Raw genomic sequence first — 19,218 nt, forward strand, 5'->3', positions numbered from 1 at the left:
GATTGGTCCGGCGCTTTGCAAAGGTCAGGCAGGCAATACATGGACGACGGCAAGGGGCAGGACGCAACGGACCACCCCGAGGATCAGAACGATCCAGAGCAGAGCAAGGACGCCGAGCCGCCGCGCCCGGTGCCCTCGAATGTCACCTATCCCACCCCCCCGACCGAGCCGCCGCGCCCCGACGCGATGATGCGGCGCATGGAATACATGCTGGCGGCTTTGCTGGTGCTGTTCCTGTTCTGGTCGATTTCGCTGGCCAAGGTGGTGATGCTGCCGCTGGTGCTGGGGCTGCTGATCGCGCTGACGCTGGCGCCACTGGTGCGCTGGCTCGGCAAGCTGGGCATTCCGGCTGGCGTCGCGGCGGTGTTGATCATTTTCTCCATCGGCTCCGCCATGGCCTATGGCATCTACATGATGCGCTATCCGGCGCAGATGCTGATCCAGCAGGCCCCGGAAATCCAGCAGGAGCTGCGCATCAAGCTCTGGGATATCGCCCAGAACGTCGAGCGGATGCAGAAGGCCAGCGAACAGATGCAGGAGCTGGCGGGCGGCAGTGCGGATCAAGCCACGCAGGTCGTGGTCAATGACGGCTCGATGCTGCAGACGGCGCTGGCGTCGCTGGCCGGCACCGGCTCGGCGTTGATCATCGCGATGTTGCTGGCGATGTTCCTGCTGGCCTCGGGCAATATGTTCCAGCACAAGTTGGTCGAGAGCTTTCCAGACTTCGGCAACAAGCGCCGGGCGCGCCGGATCAGCCGCGATGTCGAGCGTCAGATCTCGCGCTATCTGGGCGCGATCACGGTGATCAACGCCGGGCTCGGCATTGCCATTGGCGCGACCCTGCACCTGTTGGGGATGCCCTATGGCCTGCTCTGGGGCGTGGCGGCTTTTGCGCTGAATTACCTGCCATATCTGGGCGGGATGCTGGGCACGGCGGTGGCGGGCGCTGTGGCGCTGGTGACGTTTGACAGCGTTGGCCATGCGCTGCTGGTGCCGATCAGCTACATGACGCTGACCTCGATCGAGGGGCAGATGATCACGCCCTATCTGGTGGGGCGGCATCTGCGGCTGAACGCGGCGGCGGTGTTTGTTGCCGTGATCTTCTGGGCCTGGCTCTGGGGTGTGGCAGGGGCGCTGATGGCGGTGCCGTTCCTCGTGTTCCTCAAGGTGCTCTGCGACAATATCCCCGGGCTCTATGTGATCGCGCTGTTTCTGGATGGCGAGACCCGCAGCGCCGCGCGCGAGCGCAAGATCGCGCTGCGCCGCAAGCACTCGCCGCGCAGGCGTGGTGTGCAGGCGGCCCTGTCCGCCGGGCTGAACGCAGCCGCCAGCATTCCGCCGCGTCTGCCGGGGCGTCGCCGTCGCAAAGCGGCAGAGCAGGCCGCGCCGAAGGATGACAGCAGCTCGCAGGCCGGGCATGGCGCCTATGCCGGAGCACCCACCGTGGCGCGCCCGCTGTCGGGGCCGATGTCGGGCCCGGCCTCCGGCACGCTGCCCCGGCCTGACCCGATGAAGTAACCCCGGATCCCCCCAATGGCCGCGCAGGCCGCTGGGGGGATGTGCTGTAAATGTTTGACTTTCCCAGCGCTTGCGTCACAACCTCCGCCGAATGTCGAAATTGGCGTGCGCCCTGCCTTGCAGAGCGCACTGCCGCCAGAAGGGGACGTGACGACGTGGTTCAACGCCGTCCATATGCCAGAGCCGGTCAGCGCATCGGCCTGCTGGGAGGGTCGTTTGATCCGCCGCATGAAGGGCATGCCCATATCACCCGCGAGGCGCTGAAGCGCTTCGGGCTGGATTCCGTCTGGTGGCTGGTCAGCCCCGGCAATCCGCTGAAAACCCACGGGCCTGCGCCGCTGGAAACCCGGCTGGCGGCCAGTCGCGCGCTGGTGCAGCATCCGCGCGTCTGCATCACCGGCATCGAGGCTCGCACCAACACCCGCTACACCGCGCAGACCCTGCGCGCGCTGCAAAAGATGTACCCCGGCGTGACCTTCGTCTGGCTGATGGGGGCCGACAATCTGGTGCAGTTCGACAAGTGGCAGGAATGGCGCTGGATCATGGAGAATTTCCCCATCGGCGTGCTGGCACGACCGGGCGAACGCCTCGGCGCGCGCAACTCACGCGCGGCACGGATCTATCGCGGCTACCGTCTGCGCGGCCGCGAGAGCCGTCTGCTCGGCTCCAGCAAGGCCCCGACGTGGTGTTTCGTCAACGTGCCGATGACCGGAATCTCATCCTCGCTGATCCGTCAGCGCGGGGGCTGGCGACAAAGTGATTGAACTTGCCGCGCCTCTGCCCCTTTCCGCCGCCGCCCCACCTTGGCAGCGCTGGCGCACAGAATTAAGCTAGGCTCATGACAATTCAGATTTCCCGACGGATGATGCTGGCTGGCCTGTTCAGCAGTGCCGCCCTGCCCGCCGCCCGCCCTGCGCTTGCCGATGGTCCGACCACCAAGATCCGCCCCCGTCACCGCCCCGAGGGGCTGATGGAGCGGATGGAGAATGGCGGCTATCCCACCATCAACATGCTGCTGGAGCGCAACAAGATCAGCGGCCACAGCGCCTTTGCGCTGGCCGCGCTGAGCGATGGCCAGATCCTTGAGGGGCATGAGGCACACCAGCCCCTGCCCCCCGCCAGTGTCGCCAAGACGCTGACGACGCTCTACGCGCTGGACACGCTGGGGCCGGAGTATCGCTTTACCACCCGTCTGCTGGGCACCGGCCCGATGGAGGGCGGCAAGCTGGTGGGCGATCTGATCCTTGCAGGCGGCGGCGATCCGGATTTCGACACCGACAATCTGGGCGAGCTGGCCGCCGGGCTGAAGGCGGCAGGTGTGACAGAGGTGACGGGCAAGTTCTTTTACTACGGTCATTCGCTGCCCGAAGCGCGGCTGATCGACATCGAACAGCCTGCGCATGTGGCCTATAACCCCGGCGTCTCGGGGTTGAACCTGAACTACAACCGGGTGCATTTCGAGTGGAAGAAGGTGGCCGGGAAATGGGCCATCACGATGGATGCCCGCGCTGGCAAATACCGCCCCGATGTGACCATCGCCAGCATGGCGCTGGCCGATCGCACCGGCCCGATCTTCACCTACAACGACCGCAACGGCCATGATGAATGGACCGTCGCCGAGTCCGCCCTTGGCACCGCCGACGGCGCGCGCTGGCTGCCGGTGCGCCGCCCTGCCGCCTATACCGCCGAAGTGTTCCAGACCCTTGCGCGCGCCTATGGCATCGTCCTCGACACGCCCGAAGAGATGCGCGACCTGCCCGTCGATGCCTTCCAGCTGGCCAGCTATCAGAGCCGCCCGCTGAGCAAGGTGATCAAGGAGATGCTGTATTATTCGACCAACCTGACAGCCGAAATCATCGGCCTGACGGCTTCGGTGGCGCGCGGTGTCGCGCCGACCTCGCTGCGGGACTCGGCGCAGGCGATGAGCGTCTGGGCCAAGCAGGCCTTCGGTCTGACAGAGGTCTCGATGGTCGATCACTCAGGGCTGGAGGACGACTCGCGCATTTCCACCGCGGATCTGGTGACGATGCTGGCCTCGCGGCAGGCGCAGGATCAGCTGCGCCCGCTGCTGAAGGATATCAACCTGAGGAAAGCCGGCAAGGTCATCGACAAAAATCGCCCGATGACGGTGCAGGCCAAGACCGGCACGCTGAACTTCGTCTCGGGCCTTGCGGGGTACGTCGTGGGGCCGGACGGCACGGCGATGGCCTTTGCGGTGCTCTCGGGCGACATCGAGATCCGCAAGACCCTGCCGATGGAACAGCGCGAACGCCCCCCCGGCGGCAGGCCCTGGCTGGCGCGCGCACGCAACCTGCAACAGGACCTGATCGAACGCTGGGGCGGCGTCTACGGCACCGGCTGAGACGTTACAGCGTGAGGTAACTGTTACAGCGTGAGGTGACGGGCGCGCGCGCCCCGCTCGATCGCGGCGGCGTGCAGGCGGTCCAGCGACAGCTCGTAGCGGATTTCCTCCAGCAGGCGCAGCTCGGGTTCGCGCAGGGTGCCATCGGCGGCGGCCACGTCACAGGCCAGCGCATAGGCGGTCTCGAACAGCCGCTCGGGCAGATGTTCGCGCATCAGGCCGAACAGGGCGTCCAGACCGTCCTCCTCGGCGAACAGATCGAACACGACCTGCGACAGGTTACTGATGCGGGAATCGTCGTAATCGGCGAAGATCGGCAGCGTGTTGACCTGATTTTCGATCTTGATCAACTCGGACGTGCGGACGGTTTCGTCGGAGACGGAAACCGCGATCATCAGCAGGACAAGGCAATCCTGCGGCGAAAGCGAATGGGGGTCATCTAGGGTCATGGGGTGCGAGCCTTGTGTAAAATAAAGAGATGCGCGCAAAAACCGATTGCGCTGGCTTGGGGCCAGAATATTGACCTATCCGGGTGCGGGCAATAGGAAGCGCCAGTCCCACAAGGGGAATAGCCCGCCCAAGGGCATCAGAACCGATGGAGTGAACCATGTCAGACCTGCGCGACGCTGCACTTGAATCGAAGGCCTGGCCTTTCGAAGAGGCCCGCCGTCTGGCCAAGCGGTACGAAAAGGTGCCACCCGAAAAGGGCTTTGTGCTGTTCGAGACGGGCTATGGCCCCTCCGGCCTGCCCCATATCGGCACTTTTGGCGAAGTGCTGCGCACCACGATGATCCGCCGCGCGTTCGAGGTGATCTCGGACATCCCGACCCGTCTGATCTGTTTTTCCGACGATATGGACGGGATGCGCAAGATCCCCGGCAACGTCCCCAATCAGGAGATGCTGCAGAAAAACCTGCACCGTCCGCTGACGAAGGTGCCCGATCCCTTTGGCGAGTTCGAGAGCTTTGGCCACCACAACAACGCCATGCTGCGCCGCTTCCTCGATACCTTCGGGTTCGGGTTCGAGTACGAGTTCTATTCGGCCACCGAATTCTACAGCACCGGCCAGTTCGACGAGGTTCTGAAACGCGCCGTCGACAAATATGATGACGTGATGAAGGTCATGCTGAAGTCCCTGCGCGAGGAGCGCGCGGCGACCTATTCGATCTTCCTGCCGATCCACCCCGAGACCGGGCGCGTGCTCTATGTGCCGATGAAAAGCGTCGACCGGGCCAACTACACCATCACCTTCGACGACGAAGAGGGCCGCGAATGGACCCTGCCCGTCACCGGCGGCAATGTGAAACTGCAGTGGAAGCCCGACTTCGGCGCCCGCTGGGCCGCGCTGGACGTCGACTTCGAGATGTACGGCAAGGACCACTCGACCAACACGCCGATCTATGACCGGATCTGCGAAATCCTCGGCGGCAAGAAGCCCGAGCATTTCAGCTATGAGCTGTTCCTCGACGACAAAGGCCAGAAGATCTCCAAAACCTCGGGCAACGGCATCTCGATCGACCAGTGGCTGAGCTATGCCAGCACCGAGAGCTTGAGCTATTTCATGTATCAGAAGCCGAAGACGGCCAAGCGGATGTATTTCGACGTCATACCGCGCGCGATGGACGAATATCACCAGCAGCTGCGCGCCTATGCCGATCAGGACGCCAAACAGCGGCTGGCCAACCCGGTGTTCCACATCCATGGCCACAACGTGCCGGCCAGCGACATGGTTGTGCCCTTCACGATGCTGCTCAACCTCGCCTCGGTTTCGGGTGCTGAGGACAAGGAGACGCTCTGGGGCTTCATCCGCCGCTATGCGCCCGACGCCAATGCCGAGACCAATCCGCAGATGGATCAGGCGGCGGGCTTTGCCGTGCGCTACTACAATGACTTCGTGAAGCCCGAAAAGACCTTCCGCGCCGCCACCGATCTGGAGCGCGAAGCCCTGATCGAGCTGCGCGACAAGCTGCGTGTCTGGGATGGCCCGATCGAGGATGAAGCCCTGCAAACAGAGGTTTACGCCGTCGGCAAGGAGCGTTTCGAGCCGCTGCGCGACTGGTTCACCGCCCTCTACGAGGTGCTGCTCGGGGCCAGTCAGGGGCCGCGCTTTGGCGGGTTCATCGCGCTTTACGGTGTGTCCGAGACCGCCGATCTGATCGACGAGGCACTGACGGGCAAGTTCGTCACGACCACGGCCGAGTGAAACGAAAAGGGCGCCCCGAGGGGCGCCTTTTTGCCTATCCGCAGCTGATTTCAAAAGAAATGAAACCAAACCGCCTCCGCCTGCGTAACTTCAGGTAACATCTTAGGGAGCGGTTTGTCATGAAGGCACTATCACTTGTCGCGGTCGCTCTGGCTCTGCTGGTCTTTGCCGTGTCCCTGCTGATGCCGCCGATGGCGCGCGCGCAGGATGCGGGTGGACCCGAGGCGGTGATTTCCCAGCAATTGCAGGCCTTTGATGCGGAGGATTTCGACCGCGCCTGGACCTATGCCAGCCCGACCATTCAGGGCATCTTCGGCACCGTCGACGCCTTCGGGGCCATGGTGCGCAGCGGATATCCCATGGTGCATCACGCCCGCGACCACCGCTTTGTCGGGCAGCAGGAACGTGACGGCCTGCTCTATCAGACGGTTCAGATCGAGGACGCCGAGGGCACCCTGCACTTTCTGGAATACGCCATGATCCAGACGCCCGAAGGCTGGAAGATCGACGCTGTGCGCATGGTCAAACAGCCCGGATTGGCCGTCTGACGCCCTGCTTCAGAACTCGCGCCAGACCCCGAACTTGAGGCGATAACGCTCGCTGTTCATCAGGCTGGTCGAGGCCCCCAGATCCAGTGTCAGCCGTGGTTTCAGCTGCCACGCAAACGACCCAGCGATCCGCGCAAAAGGCAAATCGCCGTGCTGGTGGCCGGTCTGCAGCTGCACATAGGTCTTGGCGCGGTCACTCAGGGTCAGCCCGAAGGTGCTGTCCAGCTTCCAGTCGACGGCATCGCTCTGGCTGAAATACTCGGCAGCGCCCTCCAGCGTGACCCAGCCCGAGGGTTTGCTGAGGCCGCGCCCGAGGGAAAAGCCCGGCCGCACCACGGCCTCGCCCGCGACGACACCAACCCCCAGCTCGGACGAGATATTGACCCCGAACATCGCCGGCAGGGGCACGCTGGCAAAGAAGATCAGCTTGTCGAAGCCCGAGATCGCGCCGCCGAAATCGACGCCGATGTTGATCTGATCGCTGAGGCCATATTCGTGGTAATAGGTCAGGGACTTGGTCCAGTCGGCCCCGGTGCCGCTGTGAAAGCGCAGTGCGGCCGAGGCGAAGTGCTTGCCCTTGCCCCGGGGCCAGGCCCCGGCCTGCGCTGGCCCGGCGGCAAGCGCAACAAGCGTCAGAAAGGCCGTAAAGCGCATCGCCCCGGCACGCCAGAGCCGGGACGCCCTGCGAACCTTGAAGCGCACCGGAAGGACCATCCCCGTTCCCCTTCACCCGGTTGGCTGCTGATCTGCTGGCGTCCCGGCCCCCTGACTGCCGACGTACACCCCACCCTTGGGAGAAATTGGTTAACGATTCGCTAATGTCCGGGGGCACGAGGTGCGGAAACTCTGTCCCCCGGACCTCCCCGCCCGCTCAGGCGGCGGCGGGCACCTCGCGCGGCCGGCTGAGGACCGGCATACGGACGCCTTGGCCAAAGCTGGTGACGATCACCTCGGTGCCCGCGCCGATGGCGGCCAGCTTGGCGCGGATGCGGCAGATGTAGACGTCGACGATCTTCGCGTCGGGTTCATCCTGCCAGGCATAGAGCTGCATCATCACCTGTTCGCGGCTGACCATGGCCCCGCCACGCAGGACCAGCATTTCGATCAGCTCGTACTCCAGCCGGGTCAGGTGGATCGGCATATCCCCGAAACGCACCTTGCGCTGGTCGATATCGACGCTGAGGTCGCCCGCTTCCAGCACAGGCTGGGCAAATCCGGCGGTCCGGCGGACGTAGGCGCGCAGACGGGCGGCGATTTCGGCGCGCTTGCAGGGCCACTCGATCACGTCATCGGCGCCACGGATCATGAACCGGGTGCGATCCGCCTCGGTGACGCTGCGCGACACGACGCAGATCACCAGCCGGGGGTATTCGGTGCGCAGCCGGGTGATCAGGCTGACCGCCTCCATATCCGGCAGATCGGGGTCGATAATGACGGCATTCTGTTCGGCCGAGGCGACGTATTCCAGCACTTCGGCGCCAGTGGCGGCCTCGGTGATATAGAATCCCTCTTCGCCCATGGCATGCGCCAGGCCGGCAATGTTCCAGGTGGTGTCTGTGACGAGAAGGCGCATAGCAAGTCTCCTATCCTGCGGGGATGAGCCGAGGATGAGAGGATGCAAGGCGGTCAAGGCATGGGACGCACCTGCGGCCCACACCGTCGTACTCAAGTGAAAAGAAGGGACGGTGTTCTACCGCATCGCCGCTCTGGTCCGGTGCTGATCCGTCCGAGGGCGTAAGACGATATATACCCTGCTTCGCCCCGCCGGTCATTCCAATTTTCGTAATTAACCATGCTTTTTCAGCGGCTTGGTTAACCGATCACGCAGACGTTTATTGATGCAGCGCCCTGGCGTTCCCATTTCAGATCGAGTGAAATGAGGAGTTTGCGCGATGAAATGCCCTGTGGATGGGACCGACCTGACGATGACCGAACGGCAGGGGGTCGAGATCGACTACTGCCCGAAATGCCGTGGCATCTGGCTGGACCGGGGAGAGCTGGACAAGATCATCGACCGCTCTGCCGAGGATCTCGTGCCCGAGCAACCAGTGCGCGTTGCGCCCAACCGCGACCCACGGGATGGCTACGGGCGCGAGGGGTATCGCGACGACAGCCGCCCCTATGATCCGCGCTATGACAAGCGCAAGAAGAAGTCGTCCCTGCTGAAAGAGCTGTTCGATTTCTGAGGCGCAGCCAGACAGGCGGCCGCCTGACCGATCGCCGCCTGCTCTGCATCAGGCCTTCTGACGACGCACGCGGCGATCGGTCAGGCGGCGCACGACGACATAAAAGCTCGGCACCATGAAGACGCCGATGAAGGTCGCGGCCATCATGCCCCCCAGCACCCCGACGCCGATGGCATTCTGCGCGGCGGCCCCGGCGCCGTTGGCAATGGCCAGCGGCACGACGCCCAGCATGAAGGCGAAGGAGGTCATCAGGATCGGGCGCAGCCGCATCCGCGCGGCCTCGACCGTGGCCTCGACCAGATCCTTGCCCTGCGCCTCAAGCCCCTTGGCGAACTCGACGATCAGAATGGCGTTCTTGGCCGCCAGCCCGATGGTCGTCAGCAACCCGACCTTGAAGTAGACGTCGTTCGAGCCGCCCGTAACCCAGGCCGCGACCAGCGCGCCGAGGATGCCGACCGGCACCGCCAGCATCACCGAGAAGGGGATCGACCAGCTCTCGTACAGCGCCGCCAGCGACAAAAAGACCACCATCACCGACAGCGCATAGAGGTAGGGCGCCTGATTGCCCGACTGCCGCTCCTGATACGACAGCCCGGTCCAGGCGACGCCGTAGCCGCCGGGCAGCTGGGCGGTCAGCTCCTCCATCGCGTCCATCGACTCGCCCGAGGACACGCCGGGCGCGGGAGAGCCAGAGACGCTCATCGCCGAGGTGCCGTTGTAGCGCGACAGCGACGGCGAGGCCGAGACCCACTCGGTCGTCATGAAGGCGGAAAACGGCACCATCTCGCCGCTGGAATTGCGGGCATACCAGCTCTCGATGTCTTCGGGCTGCATCCGGTATGGCGCATCGGCCTGCACCATCACCGGGCGCAGGTTGCCGTTCATGTTGAAATCGTTGACGGAAGAGCCGGAGAAAATCACCGACATCATCGAGTTCAGCGACGACAGCGTCAGCCCGAGGCTCTCGGCCTTCTGCTGGTCGATGTTGATGCGCAGGACGGCTTCGTCCTCGTCGCCGGAAATCCGCAGGCCGGTGGCGCGTCCGTCCTCGGTGGCCATCGCCTCCAGCTGGGCGGAGGCGGCGATCATCGCCTCGGTGCCATTGCCGCCCTGATCGACAAGGTACATCGAAAAGCCCGAGGTATTGCCGAGGCCCGGAATGGCGGGCGGCTGGATGAAGGTCACGCGCCCGGCGCGCAGGCGGCCAAAGCGGGCATTGCCCCGCGCCACGACATCCCCCGCCGCCGCCCCGTCGCCGGTGCGTGCGTCGAAATCCTTCAGCTTGATGAACAGCATCGCAGCGTTCTGACCCGACCCGCCGAACCCGAAGCCGAGCGAGGCAAAGGTGCTTTCCACCGTTTCGCGTTCCTCGGTGCGCAGATAGTCGTCGATCTGGTTGACCACGGCCTGCGTCTGCGCGGTGGTCGAGCCTTCGGTCAGGCTGATGATCACCATCATGACGCCCTGATCCTCGGCCGGCAGAAAGGACGAGGGCAGCTTGGTATAGAGCGTCGCCGCGCCAAAGGTGATGCCGCCCAGCAGCAGGATCATCAGCACCGGCACACGCAGCAGCCGCTTGACCGCCCCCGCATAGCCATTGGTGATGCGGTCGAAGTTGCGGTTGAACCAGCGCGCCGGGGCGATGCCGCCGCCATGTTCGGTCTGGGTCAGCATCGTCGCGCAGAGCGCCGGCGACAGGATCAGCGCCACCAGCGCCGACAGCACCATGGCGGTGATGATGGTGATCGAGAACTGTCGGTAGATCACCCCGGTCGAGCCGCCAAAGAACGCCATAGGCAGGAACACCGCCGAGAGCACCAGCGCGATGCCGATCAGCGCGCCAGTGATCTGCCCCATGGATTTCTCGGTCGCGGCGAGGGGGCCGATGCCGTCCTCCTCCATCACCCGCTCGACGTTCTCGACCACGACGATGGCGTCATCGACCAGCAGGCCGATGGCCAGCACCATGGCGAACATGGTCAGCGTGTTGATCGAATAACCCGCCGCCCCCAGCACCGCGAAGGTGCCCATCAGCACCACCGGCACGGCAATGATCGGGATCAGCGTCGCGCGCCATTTCTGCAGGAAGATCAGGATCACCAACAGCACGAGGAACACGGCCTCGGCCAGCGTGTGATAGACCTTCTCGATCGACAGCTGCACGAAGGGCGAGGTGTCATAGGCGTAATGCACCTCGACCCCGGCGGGCAGCGCGCCCATCAGCCCGCTCAGCGTCGCGCGCACTGCCGCCGCCGTATCGACAGCATTCGCCCCGGTGGCGAGGTTGATGCCGAAACCCGCGGCATTTTCGCCGTCAAAGAACGAACTGGTGCCATAGCTTTCCTGCCCGATCTCGACGCGGGCGACATCGCCGAGGTAGACGGCGCTGCCATCCGGCTCGGTCTTGAGCAGAATGCTCTCGAAGGCTTCGGCCGAGGTCAGCTGGCTTTGTGCGGTGATCGTCGCGGTGAACTGCTGGCCCTCGGTCGTCGGCAGCTCGCCCAGCGAGCCGACCGAGACAGTGGTGTTCTGCGCGGCCACGGCGGCCGTCACATCCGTCGGCGTCAGCTGGTATTGCGCCAGCGACAGCGGGTCGAGCCAGATGCGCATCGCGTAGCCCGAGCCGAAGATGTTGATGCCGCCGACGCCTTCGGTCCGCTGCACCGGCCCCTTGACCATATTGTCGAGGATATCACCCAGCTGCACGGTGGAATACTGCGCATCCGTCGACACCAGCGCCCCCACCATCAGGATCGAATCCGACGAGCGTGAGATATTGACACCCGAGGTCCGCACCCGCTCGGGCAGCTGGCTCTCGATCTGGCTGACCTTGGACTGGACCTCGTTCTGGGCATCGATGGGATCGACGCTTTCGTCGAAGGTCAGCGTGATCGACGACCGCCCCTGCCGCGAGGTGGAGTTGGAATAGAGCAGCCCGTCGATGGCGGTCAGCGAATCCTCGATCACCGTGGTGACCGAGTTCTGCACCGCATCCGCCGTCGCCCCGGTATAGGAGGCCGAGATGCGGATCGTGGTCGGCGCGATGTCGGGGTATTGCGACACCGGCAGGCGGGTAAAGGCAAAGGCCCCGGCCAGCATGGTGACAATCGCCAGCACCCAGGCGAACACCGGGCGGTGAATGAAGAAGTGGACCATCTGCGGTTATTCTCCGGCTTTCGGGGCGGCCGGAGCCTGACCTTCGGGCGTCGCGCCTCCCGGTGCCTGTGTGCCGGGCGTTTCCTCGACCAGACCATCCTTGTCGATGGTGACGGGGATGGTGGTGATCTCGGCCCCCGCCTTGAGGTTGCGCAGCCCGTCGACGATCAGCTGGTCGCCCGGCGCAACGCCATCGGTGACGATCCAGGCGTTCTGATAGGCGCCCTGCGCGGTCAGCGTGACCTCATGTGCGATGCCATCGCGCGCGAGATAGGCGGTCAGCGATCCGTCCGAGCTGCGCGAGGTGGCGCGTTGCGGCACAAGGATCGCCTGCGTTGTCCCCAGCGTCAGGGCGACGCGCAGGAACTGCCCCGGCAGGATCAGCCGGTCAGGGTTGTCGAACTGAATGCGGAAATCGAGACTGCCCGTGGTGGTCGAGACCTGGATGCGCGGGCTGACCAGCGTGCCCGCCCCCTCATAGGTCGCGCCGGTTTCCAGTGTCAGCACGATGCCCAGCGGATCGACGGGCTGCAGGGTGCCCATCTCGATCCGGTTGCGCACCCGCAGCATCCGGGCCGAGCTTTCCTGCACATCGACATAGATCGGGTTGATCGAGGTGACGGTGGTCAGGGGATCGCTCTGATTGGCGGTGACCAGCGCCCCGACCGAAAACTGCGGCAGATCGACGATGCCATTGATCGGGCTGCGGATGTCGGTGCGGTCCAGGTTCAGCTGCGCGGTCTTCAGCGCCGCCGCCGCGGAGGCGACATTGGCCTGCGCCTGCGCCAGTCCGGCCTCGGCGCTGTCCAGATCGGACTGGGTGATGCCGACACCGTTGAGCTTGCGATAGCGCGTGACGGTCGAGGTCGCCGCCGCCAACGCGGATTCGGCACTGACCTTGGCGGCCTTCGCGGCCTCCAGCGCCGCCTCATAGGTGTCGCTGTCCAGCCGGAACAGCAGATCCCCCGCCGAAACCGTCGCCCCGGAGGTATAGGCGATCTCCTCGATCACGCCCTCGACGCGCGGGCGCACTTCGGTCTGGTCATGGGCCACGGCGCGCCCCGGCAGGGTCACCGTATAGGGCACGCTCTGCTGCGCCAGCGCAACCACGCCCACTTCGCTCGGCCCCGTCGGCGGACGCCCCTGCGCCAGCGCGCCCTGCGATATCCCAAGGCTCAGCGCGACAACCAGACAGGGAATCGTCACCGATATGCGCGAAAGGAAATCTCTGGCCAAACTGCTTACTCCGAATACCTGCATCCCGTGAACTGCACCGCAGCCCCGAGCTTTGTCCTTACACGGCGCTATCAGGATTTTCCGCCGCCGGGGCGCACAACTTTCCGCGAGCAGGGCGAAAAAACGGCCCTGTCGCTTATTGAAAGTGCGCCTGTCTGGCCCAGTCAGCCCCCCGGGTCCGCGCGTTCAGGAATGTTCCAGCCTGCGCTGTGCAGGGGCCGCGCGCACCGCCTGCGCGATCCGCAGTGCATTGGCGTCCGAGACGACATCGGCGTGGCGGCACTCCAGCTCCAGCACCCGCACGTCGCCGGCATAGGGGCGCCACAGATCGGGACTGCGCCCGGTGCCCGCATGATCAAGCCGCGCATGGACATGCAGCAGCGGAGCCACGACGCGGCGTTCGCGGTGGCTGCGCACCAGCCGGTTGGTCTGCTGAACAGACCGCACGACGCCATGCTGCACCGCCTCGGGCAACTGCCCCAGCGGATGCCCGGTTTCGCGCAGGAACCCGAGGATATCGGTGCGCGTCACCAGATGCGGATAGGCATCCGGGTCATGTCCCGCGATGGCCAGCAGCGCGCGGATCGCCGCGCCCTCGTCCGGCTCAGGCTCATTGCGCCAGCATTCCGACGGATAGGCATCGAGCAGGACCAGCTGGCCAACCTCGCGCCCGCGCGCCTCCGCCTCAGCGGCGATGGCATGGGCGATGATGCCCCCCAGCGACCAGCCGAGCAGGTGGATCGGGCCGCTCGGGCACAGCGCCTCGATCCGGTCGCAGTAGTCATGGGCGAGGGACGACAGGCTGTCGGGCAAAGGCGCGTCGGGGTCGAGCAGCGGCGACTGGATGCCGATGACCTCCGCCCCCTTCAGCGCGCGTGCGAGGCCGCGATAGCACCAGGCGATACCGCCTGCGGGGTGGATCGCAAAGAGGCGGCGTGGCGCGTCGCCCTTGCGCGGCGACAGATGCACCACGGGGCCAAGGCCATCGTCGTGCTGCGCTTCGGCGTCGAGCTTGCGGGCCAGATCGGCCAGCACCGGCACCTCGAACAGGGTGCCGAGACCGGGATCGCGGCCCAGCTCTTCCTCCAGCAGCAGCGTCAGACGCACCGCCTTCAGACTGTCCCCCCCGGCGGCGAAAAAGTCCGTCTCCGGCGCGACCGGGGCGGGCAGGCCCAGCACCTCGGCATAGGCCCGGCCCAGCAGCGCCTCGGTCCCGTCGCGCAGCGCGCGCGCAGGGGCTGAGGCAAACAGCTGTGGCGCGGGCAGCGCCTTGCGGTCCAGCTTGCCACTGGGGTTCAGCGGAAACGCCTGCAACGGCACGATGGCGGCGGGCATCATCATCGACGGCAGACGCGCCGCAAGCGCCTCTCGGATCGCTGCCACCTCGACGCCCGCGCGCGGCACCACATAGGCAACCAGCTGCGCCTGGCCCAAGTGATCGGCGGGGGCCAGAACGGCGGCCTGCGCAACAAGGCCCGTGCCCTCAAGCACCGCCTCGATCTCGCCCAGCTCGATCCGCACGCCGCGGATCTTCACCTGATGGTCGGCGCGCCCGATATAGGTCAGCGTGCCGTCGGCCGCCGCAAAGGCCAGATCGCCGGTGTCATACATCCGCTCGCCCGGCACGAAAGGATCGGCCGGGAACCGCTCTGCCGTCAGATCGGGCTGGCCGAGGTAGCCACGCGCCAACTGCCGCCCCGCAAGGTACAGCCGCCCCGCCACACCGTCCGGCACAGGCCGCCCACGCGGGTCTAGCAGGTATGTGCGCGTGTTCCAGACCGGCGTGCCGATCGGCACCGAGGCACCGGGTTCCTCCGCCCGCGCCTCGCGGTAGGTGACGTCAACGGCGGCCTCGGTCGGGCCATAGAGGTTGTGCAGACGCCCCTCGATACGGGCGTGGAACTGCGCAGCAAGGTGAGCTGGCAGAGCTTCGCCACTGGCGAAAACCTTCGCGATCTGAAGGCCTTGCGAAGCGGGGGCGGCCAGAAACAGCGCCAGCATCGACGGCACGAAGTGCAGCGTCGTGATCGCATGATCGCGGATCAACTGCGCCAGCGCAGACGGATCGCGATGCGCGCCCGGCGGGGCAACGACCAGCGTGGCCCCACTCAGGAACGGCAGAAAGAACTCCCAGACGGAGACATCGAAGGTCGCGGGGGTCTTCTGCAGGATGCGGTCGCCGGGGCCAAAGTTGTATTCGGCTTGCATCCAGAGCAGCCGGTTGACGATGGCGTCATGTTCGATCACCACCCCCTTCGGCGTGCCGGTAGAGCCGGACGTGAACAGCACATAGGCCGGATCATGGGGGCCGGGCGGTGTCGGCTCGGCCTGCGCCCCGGTGCCCCAAAGCGCGGGCGGCAGGAGGGGCGCCACGTGACCCGCGGCATCGAAACCAGCCTCCGCCAAGATCACCTTGGGCATGGCGCGCGCCAGCATATCGGCGCGCCGGGCCGAGGCATCCTCGGGGTCGAGCGGCACATAGGCCGCCCCGGCGCGGATCACGCCCTGCAACGCCACGATCAGCGCGACAGAGCGCGGCAGCGCCACCGCCACCACATCGCCCGGCCCGATCCCCTGCCCCGCCAGATGCCGCGCGAGGGTGTCGCTGCGCCGGTCCAGCTCGGCATAAGTCAGACGCTCGGCGCCGAAGACCAGCGCCTCGGCCTCAGGCGTCGCGGCGATCTGCGCGCGGGTCAGCGCGACCAGCGTCGTCTCGGGCACCGAATGCCCGGTGGCGTTGCGGGTGACGAGGTGCTGCACCGTCTCGGCCTGCGTCAGCGTCGGCACCCCGGCGAGGTCGGGCGCGAACAGCGCCGCCTCCAGATAGGTCGCCAGCCGCGTGGCATGGGCCTGCGTGCTCGCAAGGTCATAGAGCCTGGGGTTGCAATCGGCCTGCACCAGCAGCCCCGACTGTCCATCCCCCCGGAAACAAAAGGTAATGTCGTCGACCGAGCCCGCGCCGAGGATCTGCAACTGCGTCTCCAGCCCCGCCATCTTCGGCGTCGCATCGAACGGCAGCACGTTGACCAGCGGCCCATGCAGGCGCTTGCCCGCGCCGATGCGCTGCATCTCGCGCCGCAGCGCCTCGCCACGATATTTGCCGTGGCGGCGCATCGCGGCCATGCCCTGCGCCGCCTCGGAGAGCCAATCGACCAGCGGCAGATCCTCCCGCACCGTCAGGCGCAGCGGCAACACGTTGACCATAGTACAAGGCACCCGCGCGGCCTTTGAGCCCATGCGGTTCATCAGCGGCACACCAAGGACGACCTCGCGCGGCACGTCCTCCTCTCCCGGAGCGACGGGCAGGCAGCGGGCCACGTAAGCCCCCGCCAGAGCGCTCAGCACATCGGCCCAGTTCAGCCCGACCTCTGCCGCCAGTGCGTGCAGCCGGTCGCGCGCGGCGGCGCTGAGGGGGACTTCTGCGCGGTGGAACCAGTGGTCGCTGACCGGCTCACCCGCCGCCATGCCTTCAACCACGCCGAGGGTCGCCAGCGTCTCGTGCCAATAGGCCCGGTCCTTGTCGCGTTTCGGGGCGGCGAGGTATTTTGCCTCGGCCTCCAGCGACTGCGCGTAGGGCGGAAAGCCCGGCCCCGGCGCACGGCCCGTGCAGGCTGCCGAATACAGCTCGCCAATGCGGTTGGTGATCAGCACCATGGCGTAACCGTCGGCGGCGAGGTGGTGAATGCGCTCGCTCAGGATATGGTGGTCGGGGGCCAGCACCCAGAGGGTGAAGCCCGCAACTGGCCCGTTGTGCAGATCAACCGGGCCTTTCGCCTCGGCCTTGATCGCGACAGAGGCCGCCGCTTCGGGGTCCGCCTCGCCCGAGAGATCACGCACCACCAGCGCCGGGGCACCGTCCGCCGCCAGCCACTGTACGGGACCGTCCGGAGTTTCCGCAAAGCGCAGCGACAGGCACTCGGCCTCCGCCCCCACTTGCGCCACGGCGGCGCTGAGCGCGGCAAGGTCCAGCGGGCCACGCAGGCTCAGCGCCTGACCGGTCATGAAGACGGGGCTGCCCATGTCGCGGCGCTGCGCGTACCAGATGCCCTTCTGGGCCTCGCTCAGCGGCTGCGCGTCAGCCGGTACAGGGGGCAGAGAGCTCACGCGGATTGCGCCTCGTGCGCGATCTGCCACCAGTCGTCCAGCGTCTCGGCCTCCATGAAGCGCGCGAAATCGAGGCCCTTGATCGTCTCGCCCCAGTGCATCAGCAGGGTCATCACCTGCATGGAATCAAGGCCCTGATCGACAAGGCTTTCCTCCGCTTCGACCTCCTCGGGGGCGACGCCGATCTGGGCGGCAATATCAGCGCGCATCTGATCTTTGGTCAGGACTTCAGTGTCTTGGGTCATGTGTTTTCCGTTTCGCTTGCGGTCTTGGCCTCATCCGCCAGCACCTCTGCGCGCAGCTGCTGACGCAGGTGACGACGCGAGATCTTGCCGACGGCGGTGGTCCCGAAGGTGTCGATCAGCCGGATCTCATCCGGGATCTTGAACGCTGCGATCTGGCGGGTCCGCATGAACTTGCGGATATCCAGCGCCCTCGGCGTCTCGCCCTCACGCGGCTTGATGAAGGCGCAGATACGCTCGCCCAGATGGGCATCGGGGATCGAGACGACCACGGCATCGAAGACCGCCGGATGCGCCAGCAGGTGATCCTCCACCTCCTCGGCCGAGATCTTTTCGCCGGCGCGGTTGATGTGATCGCCCGCGCGCCCCTGCACGATCAGATGCCCCGAGGGCTGGCGCGCGACGATATCGCCGGTGCGGTAATAGCCGTCTTCAAAGCTGCGCGCATTGGCGGCGGGTTCGTCGTGATAGGCGGAAATCGTGTAAGGCCCGCGCGTCAGCAGGTGCCCCGGCATACCCTCGGGCACCGGCTTGCCATCGTCGTCGAGCACGAGGATCTCGTCATCCGGGCTGATCGGGCGGCCTTGCGTGGTGACGATGATTTCCTCGATGTCATCAAGGCGGGTGTAGTTCACCAGCCCCTCGGCCATGCCGAAGACCTGTTGCAGCGTGCAGCCCAGCACCGGGCGGACCCGGCGGGCGGATTCGGGCAGGAACTTCGCCCCGCCGACCTGCAGCACCTCGAGCGAGGACAGGTCTGGCTGCATCTTCTGCGCCGCGTCGATCCACAGCAGGGCCAGCGGCGGCACAAGCGAGGTGATCGTCACGCCCTCTTTCGCGATCAGCGGAAAGGCGGCGTCGGGCACCGGCGACGGGCACAGCACCACGGTCGACCCGGCGTAGAACGCGCCAAAGGTGCCGGGGCTCGACATGGTAAAGTTATGCGCCACCGGCAGCACGGCCATATAGACCGAACGCGGCCCCAGCCCACAGATCCGGGCACTTTCGCGCAAGCTATAGATATAGTCGTCATGGGTGCGCGGGATCAGCTTGGACAGCCCGGTCGAGCCGCCGCTGATCTGCGAAAACGCCACTGACTGCGGGTCGGGATCGGCGGTCAGGCTGGCGGGGTCGGCGGCGATGCCGATCATCGCGTGATGATCCGGCCCGGCCTCGCCTGCGACGATGATATGGGCCAGCGCAGGCACGGCCTCGGCCAGCTCATCGGCCATTTGGCGATAATCAAAGCCATCGGCCTTGTCGGGGATGATCATCGCGACAGCTTCCGAGCGGGTCAGCAGATGCTCGATCTCTAGACGGCGATGCGCGGGCAGCGCGTAGACCGGGATCAGCCCGGCCGCAAACAGACCGAAGGCGGCGCGAAAGAAATCGGGGGTATTGCCCAGCTGCACCAGCACCCGGTCGCCCGGTGTCAGCCCCAGCTCCAGCAGCCCAGCGCCAAAGCGGCGGGCCTGATCGTTCAGCTCAAGATAGCTGATCCGCTGATCGCGCCAGACCAGCGCGGTGCGGTCGGGGTGGGCGGCGGCGCGGGCGCGCAGCAACGCCGGAAAGGTCTCTCCCTGCCAGTAGCCCAGCGCGCGGTAGCGCTCGGCCCGGTCCTGCGGCCATATCTGCGAGAGAGGTTTCATGCGACTGCTCCGGT

Annotated in this window: 14 protein-coding genes; 6 read left to right on the plus strand and 8 right to left on the minus strand. The window is 66.0% G+C overall.

All coding sequences use genetic code 11. From position 1 onward, the window contains the following. Positions 1-39: 39 nt before the first annotated feature. The 3 genes from F3W81_RS12165 to dacB all read left to right on the plus strand — a co-directional run bounded on the left by F3W81_RS12165 (position 40) and on the right by dacB (position 3,880). A complete protein-coding gene (locus tag F3W81_RS12165) occupies positions 40-1,518 on the plus strand; it encodes an AI-2E family transporter (RefSeq protein ID WP_226941662.1) in 1,479 nt (492 codons plus the stop codon). A 155-nt stretch (positions 1,519-1,673) separates the two neighbouring features. Next, entirely contained in the window at positions 1,674-2,282 is a 609-nt protein-coding gene (locus tag F3W81_RS12170) for a nicotinate-nucleotide adenylyltransferase (protein WP_226941663.1), read from the plus strand. A gap of 74 nt (positions 2,283-2,356) precedes the next feature. After that, positions 2,357-3,880 (plus strand): D-alanyl-D-alanine carboxypeptidase/D-alanyl-D-alanine endopeptidase, encoded by a 1,524-nt coding sequence (gene dacB / locus F3W81_RS12175; RefSeq protein WP_193079430.1) that lies wholly within the window; start codon positions 2,357-2,359, stop codon positions 3,878-3,880. A gap of 23 nt (positions 3,881-3,903) precedes the next feature. Here the strand turns inward: dacB and F3W81_RS12180 are convergent, their stop codons facing one another. Beyond that, a complete protein-coding gene (locus F3W81_RS12180; protein ID WP_193079431.1) occupies positions 3,904-4,329 on the minus strand; it encodes a tellurite resistance TerB family protein in 426 nt (141 codons plus the stop codon). 158 nt (positions 4,330-4,487) lie between these two features. Between F3W81_RS12180 and F3W81_RS12185 the strand changes: the two genes are divergently transcribed. After that, positions 4,488-6,083, plus strand: a complete 1,596-nt coding sequence (locus F3W81_RS12185) for a lysine--tRNA ligase (RefSeq protein WP_193079432.1) — start codon at positions 4,488-4,490, stop codon at positions 6,081-6,083. 119 nt (positions 6,084-6,202) lie between these two features. Beyond that, on the plus strand, positions 6,203-6,631 hold the full coding sequence (locus tag F3W81_RS12190; protein WP_193079433.1) for a DUF4864 domain-containing protein: 429 nt from the start codon (positions 6,203-6,205) through the stop codon (positions 6,629-6,631). A gap of 9 nt (positions 6,632-6,640) precedes the next feature. On the opposite strand, the gene F3W81_RS12195 is transcribed toward F3W81_RS12190, so the two are convergent. Further along, complete coding sequence (locus F3W81_RS12195; protein ID WP_193079434.1) at positions 6,641-7,345, minus strand: hypothetical protein; 705 nt, start codon at positions 7,343-7,345, stop codon at positions 6,641-6,643. Between the two features lie 157 nt (positions 7,346-7,502). Then, the gene (locus tag F3W81_RS12200; protein WP_193079435.1) at positions 7,503-8,204 is read right to left on the minus strand and encodes a response regulator transcription factor; all 702 of its coding nucleotides are present in this window, start codon (positions 8,202-8,204) and stop codon (positions 7,503-7,505) included. Between the two features lie 319 nt (positions 8,205-8,523). Between F3W81_RS12200 and F3W81_RS12205 the strand changes: the two genes are divergently transcribed. Further along, positions 8,524-8,817, plus strand: coding sequence for a TFIIB-type zinc ribbon-containing protein (locus F3W81_RS12205; protein WP_193079436.1), 294 nt, complete (start codon positions 8,524-8,526; stop codon positions 8,815-8,817). Between the two features lie 48 nt (positions 8,818-8,865). Here the strand turns inward: F3W81_RS12205 and F3W81_RS12210 are convergent, their stop codons facing one another. From F3W81_RS12210 to F3W81_RS12230, 5 genes are all read right to left on the minus strand, one after another. After that, positions 8,866-11,973 carry an efflux RND transporter permease subunit gene (locus F3W81_RS12210; protein WP_193079437.1) on the minus strand — a complete coding sequence of 1,036 codons (3,108 nt, stop codon included), beginning with the start codon at positions 11,971-11,973 and terminating at the stop codon, positions 8,866-8,868. A gap of 6 nt (positions 11,974-11,979) precedes the next feature. Continuing rightward, positions 11,980-13,209 carry an efflux RND transporter periplasmic adaptor subunit gene (locus F3W81_RS12215; RefSeq protein ID WP_226941664.1) on the minus strand — a complete coding sequence of 410 codons (1,230 nt, stop codon included), beginning with the start codon at positions 13,207-13,209 and terminating at the stop codon, positions 11,980-11,982. A 186-nt stretch (positions 13,210-13,395) separates the two neighbouring features. After that, positions 13,396-17,313: a non-ribosomal peptide synthetase gene (locus F3W81_RS12220; protein WP_226941665.1), complete on the minus strand. Its 3,918-nt coding sequence runs from the start codon at positions 17,311-17,313 to the stop codon at positions 13,396-13,398. Then, entirely contained in the window at positions 17,310-17,558 is a 249-nt protein-coding gene (locus tag F3W81_RS12225) for a phosphopantetheine-binding protein (protein WP_193079439.1), read from the minus strand. Before F3W81_RS12225 ends, F3W81_RS12220 begins: the two co-directional genes overlap by 4 nt. Further along, the gene (locus F3W81_RS12230) at positions 17,555-19,204 is read right to left on the minus strand and encodes a (2,3-dihydroxybenzoyl)adenylate synthase (RefSeq protein WP_193079440.1); all 1,650 of its coding nucleotides are present in this window, start codon (positions 19,202-19,204) and stop codon (positions 17,555-17,557) included. Before F3W81_RS12230 ends, F3W81_RS12225 begins: the two co-directional genes overlap by 4 nt. Positions 19,205-19,218 lie beyond the last annotated feature (14 nt).

The organism is Pseudooceanicola spongiae, from assembly GCF_014899185.1.
Classification (GTDB): domain Bacteria; phylum Pseudomonadota; class Alphaproteobacteria; order Rhodobacterales; family Rhodobacteraceae; genus Pseudooceanicola; species Pseudooceanicola spongiae.

Coding starts and splice junctions, on each gene's coding strand:
- F3W81_RS12165 (WP_226941662.1), top strand. CDS start 40: ATGGACGACGGCAAGGGGCAGGACGCAACGGACCACCCCGAGGATCAG.
- dacB (WP_193079430.1), top strand. CDS start 2,357: ATGACAATTCAGATTTCCCGACGGATGATGCTGGCTGGCCTGTTCAGC.
- F3W81_RS12180 (WP_193079431.1), bottom strand. CDS start 4,329: ATGACCCTAGATGACCCCCATTCGCTTTCGCCGCAGGATTGCCTTGTC.
- F3W81_RS12185 (WP_193079432.1), top strand. CDS start 4,488: ATGTCAGACCTGCGCGACGCTGCACTTGAATCGAAGGCCTGGCCTTTC.
- F3W81_RS12190 (WP_193079433.1), top strand. CDS start 6,203: ATGAAGGCACTATCACTTGTCGCGGTCGCTCTGGCTCTGCTGGTCTTT.
- F3W81_RS12195 (WP_193079434.1), bottom strand. CDS start 7,345: ATGGTCCTTCCGGTGCGCTTCAAGGTTCGCAGGGCGTCCCGGCTCTGG.
- F3W81_RS12200 (WP_193079435.1), bottom strand. CDS start 8,204: ATGCGCCTTCTCGTCACAGACACCACCTGGAACATTGCCGGCCTGGCG.
- F3W81_RS12205 (WP_193079436.1), top strand. CDS start 8,524: ATGAAATGCCCTGTGGATGGGACCGACCTGACGATGACCGAACGGCAG.
- F3W81_RS12210 (WP_193079437.1), bottom strand. CDS start 11,973: ATGGTCCACTTCTTCATTCACCGCCCGGTGTTCGCCTGGGTGCTGGCG.
- F3W81_RS12225 (WP_193079439.1), bottom strand. CDS start 17,558: ATGACCCAAGACACTGAAGTCCTGACCAAAGATCAGATGCGCGCTGAT.
- F3W81_RS12230 (WP_193079440.1), bottom strand. CDS start 19,204: ATGAAACCTCTCTCGCAGATATGGCCGCAGGACCGGGCCGAGCGCTAC.